Annotated in this window: 17 protein-coding genes and 1 tRNA gene; 4 read left to right on the top strand and 14 right to left on the bottom strand. The window is 70.8% G+C overall.

What is annotated here, in order from left to right:
* Positions 1-2: 2 nt before the first annotated feature.
* From ACWEN0_RS05525 to ACWEN0_RS05480, 10 genes are read right to left on the bottom strand one after another with little or no spacing between them, the layout of a single operon-like run.
* Positions 3-365: a hypothetical protein gene (locus ACWEN0_RS05525; protein WP_451969201.1), complete on the bottom strand. Its 363-nt coding sequence runs from the start codon at positions 363-365 to the stop codon at positions 3-5.
* Positions 366-417: 52 nt separating this feature from the next.
* Entirely contained in the window at positions 418-1,851 is a 1,434-nt protein-coding gene (locus ACWEN0_RS05520; RefSeq protein ID WP_451969199.1) for an MBOAT family O-acyltransferase, read from the bottom strand.
* Between the two features lie 52 nt (positions 1,852-1,903).
* Positions 1,904-2,860: a 23S rRNA (guanosine(2251)-2'-O)-methyltransferase RlmB gene (gene rlmB / locus ACWEN0_RS05515; protein WP_451969198.1), complete on the bottom strand. Its 957-nt coding sequence runs from the start codon at positions 2,858-2,860 to the stop codon at positions 1,904-1,906.
* Between the two features lie 29 nt (positions 2,861-2,889).
* Complete coding sequence (cysS, locus tag ACWEN0_RS05510) at positions 2,890-4,278, bottom strand: cysteine--tRNA ligase (RefSeq protein WP_451969196.1); 1,389 nt, start codon at positions 4,276-4,278, stop codon at positions 2,890-2,892.
* Positions 4,279-4,321: 43 nt separating this feature from the next.
* Positions 4,322-5,008 carry an HAD family hydrolase gene (locus tag ACWEN0_RS05505; protein ID WP_451969194.1) on the bottom strand — a complete coding sequence of 229 codons (687 nt, stop codon included), beginning with the start codon at positions 5,006-5,008 and terminating at the stop codon, positions 4,322-4,324.
* A 22-nt stretch (positions 5,009-5,030) separates the two neighbouring features.
* Positions 5,031-5,426 carry a PPOX class F420-dependent oxidoreductase gene (locus ACWEN0_RS05500; RefSeq protein ID WP_451969192.1) on the bottom strand — a complete coding sequence of 132 codons (396 nt, stop codon included), beginning with the start codon at positions 5,424-5,426 and terminating at the stop codon, positions 5,031-5,033.
* Positions 5,427-5,436: 10 nt separating this feature from the next.
* On the bottom strand, positions 5,437-5,832 hold the full coding sequence (locus ACWEN0_RS05495) for a PPOX class F420-dependent oxidoreductase (RefSeq protein WP_451969191.1): 396 nt from the start codon (positions 5,830-5,832) through the stop codon (positions 5,437-5,439).
* Positions 5,833-5,860: 28 nt separating this feature from the next.
* Positions 5,861-6,328: a 2-C-methyl-D-erythritol 2,4-cyclodiphosphate synthase gene (gene ispF, locus ACWEN0_RS05490; protein ID WP_451969189.1), complete on the bottom strand. Its 468-nt coding sequence runs from the start codon at positions 6,326-6,328 to the stop codon at positions 5,861-5,863.
* Positions 6,325-6,954, bottom strand: a complete 630-nt coding sequence (locus tag ACWEN0_RS05485) for an IspD/TarI family cytidylyltransferase (protein WP_451969187.1) — start codon at positions 6,952-6,954, stop codon at positions 6,325-6,327. The genes ispF and ACWEN0_RS05485 overlap by 4 nt, the downstream gene beginning before the upstream one ends.
* 53 nt (positions 6,955-7,007) lie before the next feature.
* Positions 7,008-7,499 carry a CarD family transcriptional regulator gene (locus tag ACWEN0_RS05480; protein ID WP_004559016.1) on the bottom strand — a complete coding sequence of 164 codons (492 nt, stop codon included), beginning with the start codon at positions 7,497-7,499 and terminating at the stop codon, positions 7,008-7,010.
* A 275-nt stretch (positions 7,500-7,774) separates the two neighbouring features.
* Here ACWEN0_RS05480 and ACWEN0_RS05475 point away from each other — a divergent pair, with 275 nt between their 5' ends.
* Together ACWEN0_RS05475 and radA are read left to right on the top strand one after the other, a co-directional pair.
* Complete coding sequence (locus ACWEN0_RS05475) at positions 7,775-8,437, top strand: hypothetical protein (protein WP_451969186.1); 663 nt, start codon at positions 7,775-7,777, stop codon at positions 8,435-8,437.
* Between the two features lie 39 nt (positions 8,438-8,476).
* Complete coding sequence (radA, locus tag ACWEN0_RS05470) at positions 8,477-9,835, top strand: DNA repair protein RadA (RefSeq protein ID WP_451969184.1); 1,359 nt, start codon at positions 8,477-8,479, stop codon at positions 9,833-9,835.
* A 266-nt stretch (positions 9,836-10,101) separates the two neighbouring features.
* Here the strand turns inward: radA and ACWEN0_RS05465 are convergent, their stop codons facing one another.
* The 4 genes from ACWEN0_RS05465 to ACWEN0_RS05450 all read right to left on the bottom strand — a co-directional run bounded on the left by ACWEN0_RS05465 (position 10,102) and on the right by ACWEN0_RS05450 (position 16,395).
* Entirely contained in the window at positions 10,102-10,629 is a 528-nt protein-coding gene (locus ACWEN0_RS05465) for a hypothetical protein (RefSeq protein WP_451969182.1), read from the bottom strand.
* 87 nt (positions 10,630-10,716) lie between these two features.
* A complete protein-coding gene (otsB, locus tag ACWEN0_RS05460; protein ID WP_451969180.1) occupies positions 10,717-13,248 on the bottom strand; it encodes a trehalose-phosphatase in 2,532 nt (843 codons plus the stop codon).
* Positions 13,249-13,373: 125 nt separating this feature from the next.
* Entirely contained in the window at positions 13,374-14,813 is a 1,440-nt protein-coding gene (locus ACWEN0_RS05455) for an alpha,alpha-trehalose-phosphate synthase (UDP-forming) (RefSeq protein ID WP_451969178.1), read from the bottom strand.
* 82 nt (positions 14,814-14,895) lie between these two features.
* Complete coding sequence (locus tag ACWEN0_RS05450) at positions 14,896-16,395, bottom strand: threonine/serine ThrE exporter family protein (protein WP_451969176.1); 1,500 nt, start codon at positions 16,393-16,395, stop codon at positions 14,896-14,898.
* 198 nt (positions 16,396-16,593) lie between these two features.
* Here ACWEN0_RS05450 and ACWEN0_RS05445 point away from each other — a divergent pair.
* Positions 16,594-16,666, top strand: a tRNA-Thr gene (locus ACWEN0_RS05445).
* Positions 16,667-16,694: 28 nt separating this feature from the next.
* Positions 16,695-18,374 carry a hypothetical protein gene (locus ACWEN0_RS05440; RefSeq protein WP_451969174.1) on the top strand — a complete coding sequence of 560 codons (1,680 nt, stop codon included), beginning with the start codon at positions 16,695-16,697 and terminating at the stop codon, positions 18,372-18,374.
* Positions 18,375-18,424: the final 50 nt, after the last annotated feature.

Here is an 18,424-nt window from a genome sequence, read left to right as displayed (position 1 = left end):
GATCAGCCGACGGGGACGAGCGTGCCCTGGGGACCCCGGCTCGGCACGAACTGGGCGACGAGCCGCAAGGGCGCGGGATGGGGCGACAGGACGAGCGAGGCGAAGGGGGTGATCGAGTGGTCGCGCCCGCCGTTGGTGTGCAGGTGCACGCTGACGTGCACGTTCCGGTCGGCGGGCACCTCGAAGGAGACGGCCCCCCACGAGACGACGTACTGCCGGCCGTCGATGCTCGCGACGGGCGCGTAGTTCAGCACGGTGTGGCCGAGGTGCGGGATCTCGAGAACCAGCAGCCGCCGCGGCCCTACGTGGTGGTCGACGTAGGGGATCACGCCGGGCGTCTTGGCCAGCTCGGTCGGGTCGGTCATTTCTCGGGCCTCCAGCGGTTCTCCCCGATCATGCTGCCAGGCCATCAGGGCGCTAGAACTGGTAGTACAGGAACGGGCTGAACGTCCCCGTCGCGATGAGGATCGCCGCGTACAGCAGACCCACCGTCATCACGCCTATGCGCAGCGCCGTTGCCGGGCGGCTTCGGGACGACTCCAGCATCGGGCCCGTCACCGGGTGGGCCGGGAGGAAGAACACCGCCGCCGCGGCCAGGAGGAGGACCAGGCGCTGGTTCGTGAACGCCTGCTCCACTCCCGTGCCCAAGCCGTCGAAGTCGGGGATCAGCATGTGGCCGATCATCGACAGCGCGCTGCCCAGGTCCGCCGAGCGGAAGAACACCCAGCCGAACACCACCAGCAGCATCGTCAGGGCTCGGCGGGCCAGGCGTGGCCAACGCGAAGCCGGGTCCAGGTCGAAGCGGAAGCGGCGCTCGATCACCAGCAGCGCTCCGTGGTAACAGCCCCACACCAGGAACGTCCACTGCGCGCCGTGCCAGAAACCCGTCAGCACGAACACGATGCACAGGTTCCGGTACGTCTTCGCCGCGCCGTTGCGGTTGCCGCCCAGGGGGATGTAGACGTAGTCGCGGAACCAGCGGCTCAAGCTCATGTGCCAGCGGCGCCAGAACTCCGTGATCGTCACCGACGAGTACGGGCGCGCGAAGTTCTCCGGCAGGCGGAAGCCCAGCATGCGGCCGAGGCCGATCGCCATGTCCGAATAGCCGGAAAAGTCGAAGAACAGCTGGAGCGTGTAGCCGAGCGCGCCGAGCCAGGCCGTCGCGAACGTCATTTCGTCCGGCGGCACCTTGAAGCACGCCTCGACCAGCGGGCTCAGCGAGTCCGCGATGATCGTCTTCTTGCACAGGCCCAGCGCGAACCGCGGGAAGCCCGCCGCGATGTCGTCGAGGCGGTGCGAACGCTGCTGCGGCAGCTGGTCGGCGATCTCGCGGTAGCGCACGATCGGGCCGGCCACCAGCTGCGGGAACATCGCGATGTACGCGGCGAACGACACCGGGTTCCGCAGTGCCTGCCGCTCGCCGCGGTAGATGTCGACGACGTACGAGATGTGGTGGAACGTGTAGAACGAGATGCCGATCGGCACCACGATGCTCGCCACCGGCACGCTGCCGCCGAACCAGTGCGCGACGGCGGCGATCTGCTGCGTCGCGAACCCCGCGTACTTCCAGATCACCAGCACCGCGACGTCGAGCGTCACCACGCCGATGAGGATCCGGCGCCGCCGGGTGCCGTTGACGTCCCACGGGCTCGGCGCGAGCCACGGCCCGGCCAGGAAGTTGACGACCATGCAGCCGAGCAGCAGGAACACGAACGGCCCGGCGCCGATCGTGTAGAACAGCAGGCTGCCGACCGCGACGATGCCGTTGCGCCAGCTCCGCGGGCACACCAGGACGGCGATGAGCACCGCCGGCATGAAGTACCACAGGAACAGTGGCGATACGAACGACATCGGGTCCCCTCGGTTTATCCGACGGTGACCTTAACCCGAGTGGGTGGCCGGGTCAGACCCGACCGGCGACACGGCGGCGCCGCGCCACCTCCGCGAGCAGCACTCCCGCCGCCACGGACGCGTTCAGCGACTCGACGCCCGCCGCCATCGGGATCGACACCGTGGCGTCGCACGTCTCGCGCACCAGGCGCGAGAGCCCGCGGCCTTCGGAGCCGAGCACGATGACCAGCGGGTCGGACGCCAGCTCCAGCTCGTCGATGTCGACCGAGCCGTCCGCGTCCAGGCCGACCAGCATCAGGCCGTCGTTCGCCCACGACTTGAGCTGGCGCGTCAGGTTCGTCGCCACCGCGATCGGCAGCTTCGCCGCCGTGCCGGCGCTCGTCCGCCACGCCACCGCCGTCATGCCCGCGCTGCGCCGCTCCGGCAGCAGCACGCCCTGGGCGCCGAACGCGGCCGCCGACCGGATCACCGCGCCCAGGTTCCGCGGGTCGGTGACGCCGTCGAGCGCGACGAACAGGGGCACCTCGCCCGAGTTGCGGGCCGCCGCCATCAGGTCGTCCGGGTGGGCGTACTCGAACGGCGGGACCTGCAGGCCCAGGCCCTGGTGCACGGCCCGGTTCGTCTTGCGGTCCAGCTCCTCGCGCGGGATCTCCAGGATCGAGATGCCCTTGTCGCCGGCCAGCCGGACGGCTTCGTTGACGCGGTCGTCGATGTCGATGTTCAGCGCGACGTACAGCGCGGTCGCCGGGACGTCCGCGCGCAGCGCCTCGACCACCGGGTTGCGCCCGGCGATCAGCTCCGGCTTGTCGGCCTTCTTCTGCCGGGCCTGGTCGCGCTTCGTCGCCGCGTTGGCCGCGCGGTAGGCCTTGTGCCCGGGGCGGTCCTCCGCCTTCGGGGTCGGGCCCTTGCCTTCGAGCGCCTTGCGCCGCTGGCCGCCCGAGCCGACGACGGCACCCTTCTTGGTGCCCGTCTTGCGGATCGCGCCCTGGCGCCGCGAATTGCCTGCCATGGTGAAAGTTTCCTTGCGTTGTAACGGGATCAGTCGGACTTGACTGTCCACTGAGGACCGTTGGGGGTGTCCTCCACCACGATGCCCGCCTGCGAGAGGCGGTCACGGGCGGCGTCCGCGCGCGCGAAGTCCTTCTCGGCCCGGGCCTGCTGGCGCTCGGCCAGGAGCCCTTCGACGATCCGGGACAGAGCTTCCTTGGTGGGCGTGTCGGAACCGCCCGCCTCGGACCAGCGCGCGGACAGCGGGTCGAGGCCGAGCACGTCGGTCATCGCGCGGACGGCCGCGGCGAAGTCGAGTGCCTTGGAGGTGTCGCCCGCGTCGAACGCGGCGTTACCGTCGCGCACCGTGTTGTGCACCACGGCGAACGCCTGCGGCGTCGCCAGGTCGTCGTCGAGCGCGGCGGCGAACTCCGCCGGGATCGTGCCCAGCCCGACCTCGCCGGACTGCGCGGCGCGGCGCAGGAACGTCTCGATCCGCCGGTAGCCCTGGGCGGCTTCGGAGACCGCGTCGTCGGAGTATTCGACGTTCGACCGGTAGTGCGGCTGCACCAGGTAGTACCGCAGCTCGACCGCGCGGTACCGCTCCAGCATCGCGGGGATCGACACGGTGTTGCCGAGGGACTTGGCCATCTTCTCGCCCGACATGGTCACCCAGGCGTTGTGCAGCCAGTAGCGGGCGAACGGGTCGCCGGCGGCGTTCGACTGGGCGCGCTCGTTCTCGTGGTGCGGGAAGATCAGGTCGATCCCGCCGCCGTGGATGTCGAACTCGCGGCCGAGGTAGGCGGTCGCCATCGCCGAGCACTCGAGGTGCCAGCCCGGCCGGCCGGGCCCCCACGGCGTCGGCCACGACGGCTCGCCCGGCTTCGCGCTCTTCCACAGGGTGAAGTCGCGCGGGTCCTGCTTGCCGCGGGTCGGCGTCTCGCCCTGCTGGACGTCGTCGAGGCCTTGGCGCGACAGCTCGCCGTAGTGGTCGAACGACTTGACCGAGAAGTAGACGTCGCCTTCGGTCGCGTACGCGTGGCCCTGGTCGATCAGGCGCTGCATCAGCTCGACCATCTGGGTGATGTGCCCGGTCGCGCGCGGGTTGATCGACGGCGGGAGGCAGCCGAGCTGGTCGTAGGCCTGCTCGAAGGCGCGCTCGTGCGTCGCCGCCCACTCCCACCAGGGCCGGCCGGCGTCGGCGGCCTTGGCCAGGATCTTGTCGTCGATGTCCGTGACGTTGCGGACCAGCAGCACGTCCAGTCCACTGTGGACGAGCCAGCGGCGCAGGACGTCGTAGTTCAGGGCGCCGCGGATGTGCCCGATGTGCGGCACGCCCTGCACGGTGGCACCACACACGTAGATCGACGCCGTTCCGCTACGGACGGGATGGAACTCCCGCACGCTCCGGGTCGCTGTGTCGAAAAGGTGAAGGGCCACCCTCAAAGGGTACGGGGTCGGGCGTGAGGGATGTCTCTGGCCCTCACGCCACCCCGTGCGTGCGCAGGGCCGTGAGCAGGGCGTCCGGCCGGTCGGCGGTGGGCAGCGGGTCGACCAGCGCGAACTCGCAGCCGAGCGCGCGGGCACCGCCGTCGGCCTCCTCGCTGTCGCCGACCATCAGGGTCTCGGTGGCCGGGACGCCGAGGGCGCCGACGGCCTTGCGGAAGATCTCCAGCTCCGGCTTGATGGCGCCGACCTCGAAGGACAGCACGAACTCGTCGACGTAGGCGTCCCACCCGCGCGCGGTGAAGGCCGGCCGGATGTCGAAGGCGATGTTGCTCAGCACACCGACCTTGAGGCCGCGTTCCGACGCGGCCTTCAGCGCGGCTTCGGTGTCCGGGTAGGGCGTCCACTGGCTGGGATCGATGAGCCGGTCGTACAGGGCCACGGCCTGCTCCGGGAGCGGGACGCCGGACTTCTTGAGCACCTCGAGGTACACCTTCCGGTGCAGCCCGGGGTCGCGGTCGCGGTTGTGCCAGGCGTGCAGGTGCTCGGCGTCGAGCTCGACGACCTGCCCGACCGGCGCGGTCATCCGGCGCATCAGCTCGGCCTGCGCCTCGATGTCGAGGGGAGTGCCTTCGTGGTCGGTCAGCTCGGCGAGCCACGACTCGTCCTGCTCGAGCCGGAAGAGCGTGCCGGAGAAGTCGAACAACACCGCCCTGATCGTCATGGTTTCCAGCCTAACGGGAGCGTCAGGCCGAATGCCCTGTGACGTGTTCGGGCACGACGCGGACGAGCACGCGCACGACCTCGGGCGGCTCGGGCGGGAAGACCGTGCCGGTGTACTTGCGGGCCAGTTCGTCGTTCAGCTCGCGGCCGCCCTCGGCGGTGACCTCGGCGCGGCCGCGGATCTCGACGTAGTTCTCCGGATCGGCCAGGTCGAAGACGGACAGCGAAACCCGCGGGTCACGGCGGATGTTGCGTTCCTTGCGCCGGCCCTGGACGGTCACGAAGAGCACGGTGTCGCCGTCGCGGCGGGCCCAGACGACGGAGCTCTGCGGCGAGCCGTCGGCGTTCGTGGTGGCCACGACCGGGTAGTTGGTGCCGTCGAGCAGGGCCTTGGTGGCCGCGTTGAATGTCACACCCATGGTCTGGACCCTATTTCACGTTCCCGGCGACCTTCTCGACCTTCAGCCGGACGATGACGCGCTCGGTGCTCTCGCTTTCCGGCGGCGGGTCCTGGGCGAGGTACTTGTGGCTGAGAGTCTTGGGGAGCGTCTTGCCGGGGTCGGGGGTGATCGTGGCGGTACCGCGCAGCTGGGTGTGGCGGTACGGGTTGGTGGCGTCGGTGATCGAGACGCCGAGGCGGGGGTCGCGCCGCAGGTTGCGGACCTTCCGGCGGTCCTCGGTCGCGCTGAAGACGAGGTCGCCGTCGTCGAGGCCGATCCAGACGACGGAGGTCTGCGGGCTGCCGTCGGGATCGAGGGTGGCGACGGTGGCGAAGTTCTTCCCGTCGATCAGCGCGCGGACGTCGTCCGAGAGGGTGAGGGCCATATCACGCCGAACGGGCGCCCGTGGGTGCCTATTCCGCGGCGAGCAGGAGTGCCGTCGCGAAGGCCGCGATGCCTTCGCCTCGGCCGGTGAGGCCCAGGCCGTCCGACGTCGTCCCCGACACGCTCACCGGGCCGCCCACCGCCTCCGACAGCACCTGCTGCGCTTCCTCGCGCCGCTTGCCCACGCGCGGGGCGTTGCCCACGATCTGGACCGACGCGTTCGCCACGCGCCAGCCGGCCGCGGAAACCAGGCCGCGGACCTCGGCGAGCATGTCCGCGCCGTGGGCGCCGTCCATCCGCGGGTCGCCCGTGCCGAACACCGCGCCGAGGTCGCCCAGGCCCGCCGCCGACAGCAGGGCGTCGCACAGGGCGTGCGCCGCCACGTCGCCGTCCGAGTGGCCCGCGCAGCCGTCCACGCCCGGCCACAGCAGGCCCGCCATCCAGCACTCGCGGCCCGCTTCGACCGGGTGGACGTCCACGCCGTTGCCGATCCTCACAGCGTCTCCTCGTTCTTCGGTGCCGCCGCGATCGCCTCGGCCAGGGAAAGTTCGAAGTCCGTCGTGACGCGCATCGCGTCCGGGTGGCCGGGGACCGTCGCCGCGCCGGCGACGTCCCACAGCTCCGCCGACCGGAACGCCCCGAGCGTGTAGCCGATCGGGGTCTGGGCGGTGCGCAACCGGTTCCGGTCCTCCGTGCCGACGATGAACGAGGCGTCGGTCACCTTCACCGTGTCCGCCATCGGCAGCACGGGCACGACGACCGGGGCGTCACCGACCGCGCGGATGACGTCACGCACCGTTTCCGCAGGAATGAAGGCCCGCAGGGCGTCGTGGAGGAGTACAACTGAGTCACGGGCCAGCTCGGCCTCGACGGCGGCGAGGGCCTGCCGCGGGGAACCGGGCACGACCCGGCAGGTCAGACCACGTTTTCCGAGGACACCGACCGCCTGGGAAAACGAAAAAGCACACCGCTGGGGGGCCGCCACGAGCACCAGATCGATTTCCGGCACGTCGAGCAGCCCCCGCACGGTGTGAGTGAGTAGCGCCTCACCATGGACCGGCGTGAGAGCGAGCTCTCCGTCGGAGGCATGATGTGCGACGGTCACGATCGCGACGACGTTCATCGGTTCGCGATCGTAGAGGCACCCGCCCGCCCGTCGAGCGAGGTGCCCGGGCTTCAGACCGTCGCGGTTTCCAGAACTTCGTCGAGGAGGACTTCAGCCTTGTCCTCGTCGGTGCCCTCCGCGAGCGCGAGCTCGCTGACCAGAATTTGCCGCGCCTTGGCGAGCATGCGCTTCTCGCCTGCCGAAAGCCCGCGGTCCTTCTCTCGCCGCCAGAGGTCGCGCACCACTTCGGCCACCTTGTTCACATCGCCGGAGGCGAGCTTCTCGAGGTTGGCCTTGTACCGACGAGACCAGTTGGTGGGCTCTTCGGTGTGCGGAGCACGCAGAACGTCGAAGACCTTGTCCAGTCCTTCTTGCCCGACGACATCGCGAACGCCGACGATCTCGGCGTTGTCTGCGGGCACGCGAACCGTGAGATCCCCTTGCGCGACCTTGAGGACGAGGTACTTCTTTTCCTCGCCCTTGATCACGCGGGTCTCGATGGCTTCGATGAGTGCGGCACCGTGGTGCGGGTAGACGACGGTCTCTCCGACCTTGAAAACCATGTGTCCTCTGCCCCTTTCGCTGACTCCATCCTAGCACGGTCCGCCAGCGCCCACCTAGCGGGCCGGACTCGTCCTCGCAGGTCAGCGGCCTGAGCGGGGGTTGACAAACGTCCGACCCCCGTGCTCATGCAGGTGATGCGGGCGGGTTTCCCGGGGTGGTGGGAAATCCTTTGTGGACGGTTGATCTTGGGCGCAACGCACACCGGTTCCGCGCGGGAGATCGCCCCCGGCTAGTCTTCGGGGCGGATAGGCCGTGAAAAGGGAAGGACTGCGACGTGAGGCTGCAGAATCGTCGCGTGCTCGGCGCGGGCGTGCTGGCGCTCGGTGCCGCGCTCGTGCTCGCCGGGTGCGGGGCCGGCCAGATCACTCAGACCGCCTCGCAGCAGCCCGCCGTCAACGGCACGTACGCGCAGGTCAAGACCATCGTCCTGCGCGATGCCGCGGTGCAGTACCCGACCTCCGGCACGGGTTACCCGGCCGGCGCGACCCCGGCGCTGACGCTGACGATCGTGAACGAGGGCGACCAGGACGACTCACTCGTCTCGGTGACGAGCGAGGACGGCGCCCCGGCGACCCTCAGCGGCTCCAAGGCCATCGTCGCCGGGCACTCCCTGGTGATCGGCCCGGACGACGCGGTCGAGTCCACCAACGAGGCCCAGGCCACGTCGTCGGCCCCGGCGGCCACGCCGTCCTCCTCGGGGACGCCGACCGGCACCAGCTCGAGCGCCACCGGGACCGCGACCACCACGCCGGAGGCGCCGACGTCCAGCGCGACGCCGACCGCGCCCCAGGTCGTCGGCAAGGCCACCGTGAAGCTGGCCCCGCTGAAGCAGCCGCTCTGGCCCGGCCAGGTCCTCAAGGTGACCTTCGTCTTCCAGAACGCCGGGCCGGTCACCGTCGAGCTGCCCGTCGCGGCGCCGGCGCACGCCAACGACTAGGTCCCCGGTTTTGTCGGTGGTCGCCGATAGCCTCGCGGGGTGAAGAAAGGGACCACCTACCGCTGCGGGAGCTGCGGGTACGAAGCGGCCAAGTGGCTGGGCCGGTGTCCGGAGTGCCAGGAGTGGGGCTCGTTCCAGGAGCGCGGAGCGCCGGCCAAGCCGGCCATCCAGCGCGTCGCCGCCGGGGCGCCGAGCGCTCCGGCGCGGCCGATCGGCGAGGTCGACGTCGAAGCCGCCCGGGCTCACCGGACCGGCGTTTCCGAGCTCGACCGGGTGCTGGGCGGCGGCCTGGTGCCAGGCGCGGTGGTGCTGCTCGCGGGTGAGCCGGGCGTCGGCAAGTCGACCCTGCTGCTCGAGGTCGCCTACCAGTGGGCGAAGACGGTCGACCGGTCCCTGTACGTCACGGGCGAGGAGTCCGCGGGCCAGGTCCGGTTGCGCGCTGAGCGAACGGGCAACGTCCACGACCGCATGTACCTGGCCGCCGAGAGCGACCTTTCGGCCATCCTCGGGCACGTCGACGACGTCAAGCCGGGCGTGCTGATCGTCGACTCGGTGCAGACCATGGCGTCCCCGCAGGTCGACGGCTCGCCGGGCGGGGTGACGCAGGTCCGCGCGGTGACGTCCGGGCTGGTCGCGCTGGCCAAGGAGCGCGGGCTGCCGGTGGTGCTCGTGGGGCACGTCACGAAGGACGGCACGGTGGCCGGCCCGCGCGTGCTGGAGCACCTGGTGGACGTCGTCCTGCAGTTCGAGGGCGACAAGCATTCGACGCTGCGGATGGTGCGCGGCATCAAGAACCGCTTCGGCGCGGCCGACGAGATCGGCTGTTTTGAGCTGCAGGAAGAAGGCATCGTCGGGGTGCCCGACCCGTCGGGGCTGTTCCTCAGCCGCACGGAAGAGGCGGTGTCGGGCACGGCGATCACGGTGTCGCTCGAGGGCAAGCGGCCGCTGCTGGGCGAGGTCCAGGCGCTGGTGTCGTCGACGTCGGCACCGCAGCCGCGCCGCGCGGTCAGCGGGCTGGACTCGGCGCGCGTGGCGATGGTCCTGGCGGTGCTGGAGAAGCGCGGCGGCCTGAAGCTGGGCGACAAGGACGTGTACGCGGCCACGGTCGGCGGCATGAAGATCACCGAGCCGGGCATCGACCTGGCGCTGGTGCTGGCGTTGACGTCGTCGTTCGAAGACGTGCCGCTGTCGCCGCGGCTGGTGTCGGTGGGCGAGGTCGGGCTGGCGGGCGAGATCCGCCGGGTGCCGAGCGTGGGCCGGCGGCTCGCGGAGGCGGCGCGGCTCGGCTTCACGCACGCCTTGGTGCCGCCCGACTCCGGGAAACCGCCGGCCGGGATCCGGGTGCTGGAGGTGGCGAACGTCGCCGACGCGCTGAACGCCGCCAGCCACGCGCGCTGAGACCCGGGGCCGCGGGTGGCCGGGCTTGCCGGTGGTGATCGAGTACGTGAACGTCGTGGGCGGCGGCGCCTCGCGGGTGTAGCGGAGCTCGCCCGGCTCGAGCGGGCGGTCCAGGTCACCAGGGTCGACCGGCGCGCCCCGCGCTTCGAGCCCGGCCCACGACAACGGGAGCAGCGTGTCCCGGTCGTGCTCCCTGCTGCCCGCAGGCGCCAGGGGCGTTCACGGGCGAACCGGCCGGGCCGGCGAGTCCACTGTGGATTCTCTGCTCACCAGATCGGGTGGTCGCTGAACTTCCTGAGCGTCTGCACGCTCGGCCGCACGTAGAACATCCCCGCCAGGAAGCCCATCGTGGAGAAGCCGAGCGTCGAGAACGTCGTGAGCAGGTCCGGCGCCCGGAACTGCGGGGTGTCGCGCCAGACGCGGAACACCAGCGGCACCGCGAACGAACCGAGAATCAGCACGAGCGTCAGCACGTACGTGAACACCAGCGCGTTGCGGGCCGAACCGGCGCTGGCGACCACCAGGTAGTCGCCGCGCAGGCAGCGGCGGGACGAAAGCACCAGCACCGCGATCGCCAGCACGCCCAGCGGCGGCACCACCGCGGCCGCCTTCCCGACGAGCGTGTCGGGAAAAGAATGGCCGTGGACGATGCCCTGCAGGAACGTCGTGAGGCCGAACAGGAGCACCATCCCGGCGATCATCGAGCTCCCGACGACCACCGAACCCCAGCGCACGCGGTCGGCGAAGCGGGGCGGCAGCGGCACGAACTCGACCTGTCCGAAAGTCCCTTGCACCAGCCTCACCTCCGCGATGGCCCGAAGGCCACCATAAAGGCGCGGACGCCTTTATGGTGGCCTTCAACGGCTTTCGGACCGAAAGGGCTAACTGGCCGCCAGCAAGTTGGCGCACCTGATGAGCCCGATGTGCGAATACGCCTGCGGATGGTTGCCGAGCGACCGTTCGGCGATCGGGTCGTACTGCTCCGGCAGCAGGCCCGTCGGGCCGGCCGCCGCGACGATCTGGTCGAACAGCTCCTGCGCCTCGGTGCGCCGCCCGGTGAGCAGGTACGCCTCGATCAGCCACGCCGCGCAGATGTGGAAACCGCCCTCACCGCCCGGCAGGCCGTCGTCGCGGCGGTAACGGTACACAGTGGACCCGCTGCGCAGCTCCGCCTCGATCGCCGTCACCGTCTGCTGGAACCGCTCGTCGGCCGGGTCGATCAGCCCGGTGAGCCCGACGAACAGCGACGCCGCGTCCAGGTCCGTGCCGTCGTAGGCCGTCGTGAACGCCTGGACCTCGTCGTTCCACCCGTGCGTGAGGACATCGCGGGAGATTTCCTCGCGCAATCCGTGCCAGTTCCCGGGGAGCTCGCGGCCGTACTGCTCGCCGAGCTTGATCGCGCGGTCGATGGTCACCCAGCACATGACGCGCGAGTAGACCCGGTGGCGCGGCACGTGCCGCTCCTCCCAGATCCCGTGGTCGGGCTCGTTCCAGCGCCGCGTCACGGCCTCGGCCATCGCGCGGACCAGCTGCCAGTCTTCGTCACGCAGGTCACCGCGCGCCGCGGCGAGCGTGCCGACCAGCTCGACGACCGGGCCGAAGACGTCCAGCTGCACCTGGTGGTTCGCGAGGTTCCCGACCCGAACCGGGCGAGAACCGGCATAACCGGGCAGGGATTCGATGACCGCTTCGGCGCCGATCACGCTGCCCGCGAGGGTGTACAGCGGGTGCAGGCGCTCCGGGCCGGCCAGCGTGGCGAGCACGCCGTGCAGCCACTTGAGGTAGCCCTCGGCCTCCTCGACCGAGCCCAGGTGCACGAGCTCCCGCACGGTCATCGCGGCGTCGCGGATCCAGCAGTAGCGGTAGTCCCAGTTGCGGACCCCGCCGATCTCCTCCGGCAGCGACGACGTCGCCGCGGCGAGCACGCCGCCCGTGTCGGTGTTGACCAGGCCGCGCAACGTCAGCGCCGAGCGCAGCACCAGGTCGGTCTGCACCTTGGGCAGCTGCAGCTTCGACGTCCACTCGCTCCAGTAGCGGCCCGCGCGGTCACGGCGTTCCACTTCGGACAGTTCGTGGGCGCCGAGGTCCGTGGTGCCGCAGCGCAGCTCCAGCACCACCGGCTGGGTCGGCGTCGGCTGCACCAGCGCCGTCGCGGTGTCGTGCAGGCCGTCCGACGTGATGGTCCACTCGACGCCCGGCGAGTACAGGACGAACGGCTCCGACGTGCCGAGCACGCGCAGGCCGCCTTCGGTGATCTCCAGCTTCACCGGCACGCCACCGAACTCGGGGCGGGGCGCGAACTTGACGTCCGCCATCGCCTCACCCGAGATCACGCGCACGAGGTCCGTGCGGTGCTGCGGGCTTTCCGGCTCGAGGTAGTCGGTGACGAGCAGGCGCGACCAGCGCGTCTCGACCGTCATCGTGTTCGGCAGGTAGCGCTGGCCCAGCGGCAGGCCGTTGCGGTGCGGCTTGATGGAGAAGTGGCCGGCACCCTCGCCGCCGAGCAGGTCGGCGAACACCGCCGGCGCGTCCGGGCCGGGGTGGCAGAGCCAGGTCAGCTTCGCGTCCGGCGTCACGAGCGCGACCGAGCGCTCGTTGGCCAGCAGCGACAGCCGCTCGATCGGCGGCGCCGACTCGCCGTACAGCCAGTTCCGGCGCTCCTCCAGCAGGAAACCGAGGACCAGCGCGACATCGACGGTGTCCGGCACGCGGAACCCGGCGAGTGTCTCGCCGTCGCCGACCTTGATGCCCAGGTCCGGGCCGGACAGCCGGGCGAAGGCCTTCTCGTCGGTGACGTCGTCGCCGAGGAAGATCGCCGCGGTGGCGCCGACCTGGTGGCGCAGGATGTCGAGCGCGCGGCCCTTGTCCGTCTGGACGACCGCGAGCTCGACCACCTCCTTGCCGTCGGTGGTCGACACGCCCTCCCATGTGGACGGTCCGCTGTGGACGGCCGCGAGCACGCGGCGCCCGGCTTCGTGCTCGGCGCGGCGCACGTGCACCGCGATGCTGGCCGGCTTCACCTCCAGCGACACGCCCGGGACGTCGAGCACGAGTTGTTCGAGCTCGGCCTCGAGCCGCCGGTGCAGGTCCCGCGCCTTCTCGTCGAGGGCGTGGATGAAGCCGATGTCGAACTCGGAGCCGTGGCTGCCGACCAGGTTCACCTCGGACGGCAGCCGCGACAGCGTGGCGAGGTCGCGCAGCGCGCGCCCCGAGATGACCGCGGTCGTCGTCTCGTGCAGCCCGGCGAGCGATCTGAGGGCGCCCACGGACTCGGGCAGCGGGCGCGCCTCGTCCGGGTTGAGGGTGATGGGTGCCAGCGTGCCGTCGTAGTCGCAAGCGACCAGCAGACGCGGCGTGCGAGCGATCTGGACGATCGCGCGCCGCAACTCGGCGGGCAGGGCCTCGGCAGTCAACACTCCTCCTCAGGAGCTCGTGCATGGTCGTTCGGGTCAGTGAAGACTATTCAGCCGTCGTCCGCCGCAAGCTGCAGCTGATCGGCCAGCTGCGGCCCGTTGCGGCGGCCTAACCCGAATAGCCTTCAGTCGACCGCTTCGGCACCCAAAGCCTGTAGGAAAGAGCGCGCCCAACGATCGACATCGTGCGTGAGGACCTGGCGACGCATGGCGCGCATCCGGCGACGGCCCTCTGCCGGGTCGAGCGTAATGGCAGCCACTAGCGCGTCCTTCACCCCGTCCAGGTCGTGAGGGTTCACGAGGAACGCACTGGAGAGTTCCGCGGCCGCGCCCGCGAACTCGGACAGCACGAGCGCGCCCCCGAGGTCGTGCCGCGCGGCGACGTACTCCTTGCAGACGAGGTTCATCCCGTCACGCAGCGGCGTCACGACCATGACGTCCGCAGCCGAGAAGAACGCGGCCAGCTCGGTGCGGTCGACCGACTGGTGCAGGTAGTGCACCACCGGGTGACCGACGCGCGAGAACTCGCCGTTGATCCGCCCGACCATCTGCTCGATCTCGCCGCGCATCCGCTGGTAGTGCTCGACGCGCTCGCGGCTCGGCGTCGCGAGCTGGACGAACGTCACCTCGTCGGGCTGCAGCCTGCCCTCGTGCAGCAGCTCGTGCAGCGCCTGCAGCCGCAGGTCGATGCCCTTGGTGTAGTCGAGCCGGTCGACGCCCAGCAGGACCGTCTTGGGGTTGCCGAGGTCGCGCCGCAGCTGCGCGGCCCGCTCCTGGACGCCCTTGGTGCGGGCCAGCGCGTCGAGCCCGGTCGCGTCGATGGAGATCGGGAACGCGCCGACCCGGACCGTCCGGTCGCCGACCTGCATGGTGCCCGGCCGCGACCGGACGCCGACCGCGCCGCGCGTCGACTCGAGGCCGATCAGCTGGCGGCACAGCCACAGGAAGTTCTGCGCCCCGCCGGGGCGGTGGAAGCCGACGAGGTCCGCGCCGGTCAGGCCGCGGATGATCGCGGCGCGCCACGGCATCTGCATGAACAGCTCGACCGGCGGGAACGGGATGTGCAGGAAGAAGCCGATGCGCAGGTCCGGTCTGAGCTCGCGCAGCATCGCCGGCACCAGTTGCAGCTGGTAGTCCTGGATCCAGACCGTCGCGCCCTGGGCGGCGACCTCGGCGCTGGCGTGCGCGAAGCGGCGGTTCACCTTGACGTAGCTGTTCCACCACGCTCGGTCGAACACCGGGCGCTCGACGACGTCGTGGTAGAGCGGCCAGAGCGTCGCGTTGGAGAAGCCCTCGTAGTAGTCGCGGACCTCGTCGGCGCTCAGCGACACCGGGTGCAGCACCAGGCCGTCGTCGTCGAACTCCTCGACCTCGACGTCCGGGATGCCCGGCCAGCCCACCCAGGCGCCCTTCCGGGAGCGCAGGAACGGCTCCAGCGCCGACACCAGCCCGCCCGGGCTGGCCGTCCAGCGGCGCTCACCGTCGGCCGTCCGTTCGAGGTCGACCGGTAGCCGGTTCGCCACTACGACGAAGTCGGCCTGGTTCCCGTTCTCCTTGTCACTCACAGCTGTCGCTCCTCGCGTCCTGGGTCGCGGCCCCAGAGTGAAACCCTATCGCGTGAGCGATGAACAGCCGGTGACCGCAGCGTTACTCCAAGCTTCGTTCGGTCGGTTCGAGCGGACCAGCCATGCGTGGTCCGGCGAACCGCCGCTCGAGCCTGCCCAGGCCGGTCCGTACCGGCTGGGCGAGCCATTCGCCGAATACCACGCCCGCTGCCAGCGCAAGCCCGATTGCGACGGCTGTCATGAGCGTCGAGATGTTCCCGCTGGGCTCGACGCCGATCTGGTACAGACCACGGTAGGTCGAGAGGCCCGGAAGCAGCGGAGTGATCCCGGACACGGCGACCACCAGTGGAGTAACGCCGAGGCGCCGGGCGAGCACGCCGCCGCAGAACCCGACGAGCGTCGCGGCGATCGCGGACGAGCTCACGCCGTCGAGCTGGGCCAGCATGAGCGCGCCGTAGACGGCGGCGCCGATGCCCCCGGCGGCGGCCGCGACCAGCATCGCGCGGATCTTGGAGTAGCTCGCGAGCGCGAAGCAGGCGGCCGCGCCGGCGCCCCCGAGCACGACGAGCGGCAGCTGCTGCGGCGTCGACCCGCTGACCTCGGGCAACGGCGTGCGCGGCAGGCCGAGCAGGACGGCGATCCGCAGGGCGATCACGACGCCGGCGATCAGGCCGGCCGACATGAGCGCGGTCTCCATGGTGCGCCCGGCGGCGGTGACGTTGTATCCGGTGATGGCGTCCTGCACCGCCGAGACGGTGGACAGCCCGGACAGCAGCACGGTGACCGCGGCGGCGACGACCAGCGTCGGTTTGTCGGTGGTCAGGACGTTGCTGCTCACGATGGCCATCGCGGAGAGCGTCGCGATGGCACCGCCGAGCACCTGCTGGAAGAAGAAGGGCAGCGAATAGCGGTTGACGAACCGCCCGATCCGGTCGATGACCCCGCTGATGACGAACGCGACGAGCGCGATGTCGAAGCCCCCGCCGAGCAGGATGGTGATGAACGCGGCGACCCCGCCCCAGGACAGCGTCGCGACCCAGCGCGGGTACGGGTGCGGCGCCCGGGTGATCCGCTCCAGCTCGGTCTGCGCCTGCTCGGCGCTCATGTTCCCGCGGACGATCTTCCGGATGAGCTTCTCGGTCTCGGTGAGCCGCGTGTAGTCGAGGCTCCGGCTGCGCACGACCCGCAGCGCGGTCACCGGCGCGAGGTCGGTGCCGCGGTGGCAGGTGACGGTGATCGACGTGAAGATGACGTCGACCTCGCAGTGCGGCAGCCCGAGCGCGGCGGTGATGGCGAGGATCGTGGCGCTGACGTCCGACGCCCCGGCCCCGCTGGCCATCTGGTTCTCCCCGATCCGCAGGGAGAGGTCGAGCACGAAGTTGACGGTGGCGTCATCGGGCAGCTGAGGCCCCATGGCCTCCTCGGCGTCGACGGCGGGGAATTCGCCGGTGGGCGCCTCGAGCACGTGCCACGGCCGCCGCTTGAGGAGGTTCGGGCGGTGCGTGCGCGGTTTTTGTTCCGGAGGTTCGAGGAGGGGCCATCTGGTCGTGGTGCCCCCGTTGGTGCGCTCGTTGATCTTCATGATCCCGTCACCTCCTCGCTCTCGGCTCGCCGCAGACGCCCTTTTCACGCCCCTCCGCCCGGACCATCGACGCGGGTGTGTCGAGCGTTGCAGTGGCGTGCACCACGTAGGTCCATAGTGGCCTCGACCAGGTGATCGTGCCTCTCGAGGAGGATCTCCACGGCGGCCGATACACTGGGCCCGGCGCCTCGGCGCCAGGCCGCTATAGCTCAGCTGGTAGAGCATCTGTCTTGTAAACAGAAGGTCAGGGGTTCGAGCCCCCTTGGCGGCTCCTTCGGTTCCAGCCACCTGGGGGTCGTGTGACCGGCGCGCCGGCGTTGGAGCAGCTCGTCGAAGCCGGCCGGGCCGGGCGGGTGGTCGACCTGACCGGGGGCGATCCGGAGCACCGGGAGCCGGTCGACGCGTCGGTGCTCGTCGAGGTGCTCGCCGGTGCGCCGCGAGCCGTGCGGCTCAAGGGCGCGCGGGTCACCGGAGAGCTCGATCTCAGTGCCCTGACCATCGACTGCCCCCTGTCGTTGGAGTCTTGTCACTTCGAAGACGCGGTTCTGCTGGCCGAAACCCAGGCGAAGTCCGTCAACCTGCGGCACAGCCACGTTTCCGCGCTCCTGGCGATCGACCTGCGCACCAGCGGGAGCCTGCACCTCACCGGGCTCACCGTGGACATGCTCGTGCTGCTGACGAACGCGCGCATCGGCGGTCACCTCGAGCTGGCCAAAGCCGAGCTGGGCGCCTCCGGGCAAGGGGCCCTGGCCGCCGGTGGGGTCGTCGTGGCCGGGGACCTGGTGCTCTCGGACCTGACCGTCCGCGGGGCCGTCGTGCTGTCGGGTGCGAACGTCGGGGGCGAGGTCGTCCTGGCCGACGCGAATGCGCAGGGGCTCATCGCCGACGGGATGACCGTGACCGGAACGGTGTCCTGCCACGGGTACACGACAACGGCCGGAGTCTGGCTGAGCGGGTCCAAGATCGGCGGCCACCTCGACCTCGACGGCGCGCGGCTAGGCAATCCGGGCGGGGTCGCCCTCGAAGCGAACGAAGTCACCGTGGGCCGTGGCCTCCGCATGGGCGGCGGGTTCACGGCCGACGGCGCGGTCCAGGTGGCCAACACGAACGTCGGCGGCCGGGTGCTCTTGACCGAAGCGGCCTTGACCGGACCGCTGATCGGCGACGGCCTCGTGGTCGGCGACGACCTGGACCTCGGCCCGGACCTGACGGCGGCCGGCTCGATCAGCCTGCACGGCGCGCAGGTCGCCGGGCACGTCCGGTTCAACGGCGTCAGCACGGTGGCCGAGGGCGAGCCGACGCTCAACCTCATGCGCCTGCGCGCGGATTCCCTCCTCCTGCTGCCGAAGGAACCGTTCCACGGCAAGGTGGACCTCTCCCGCGCCCAGGTCCGGGAGTTCTACGACCTGCCGGAGACCTGGGCACCGGGCCGGGCCATGCTCGGGTTCACCTACCAGGTGCTGCGCAACGACTACCTGCCCGTGCGCAAACGGCTGGCCTGGCTCCGGGACGGCACCGTCGGCTACGACCCGAGCGCGTACGACCAGCTGGCCGCCGCCTTCCGGCGGGGCGGGCAGGTCGAAGCCGCCCGCCGCGTCGGCTTGGCGAAGCAGCGGCACCGGCGCGAGGAGCTCAACCCGTTCGGCAGGCTGTGGAACCGGCTGCTCGCCGTGACGGTCGGCTACGGCTACCGCACCTGGCTCGCCGGGCTGTGGCTCGTCGCACTGGTGGCGTTCGGCACGATGCTGTTCGGCGGCGCGTACCGCACGGACTTGCACCCGTCGGCCCCCGCCGGGCCGGCGTTCCAGCCGGTCGCCTACACGCTCGACGTCCTCGTTCCGATCGTCGACCTCGGCCAGAAGAAGGCCTGGTTCGCGGAGGGCCCTGCCCAGGTGTGGTCGTGGGTGTTCACCGGGGCGGGCTGGGTGCTCACGACGGCCGTCGTCGCCGGCGTCACCAACGCGCTGAAACGCGACTGAGCGAGCCTTGTCCCCCTTGCGAGCCACTCGCAAGTGTCCACTCCGCGGTG

The sequence above is a fragment of the Amycolatopsis sp. NPDC004378 genome (genome assembly GCF_053602455.1).
This window is presented reverse-complemented; position numbering and strand designations above follow the sequence as displayed.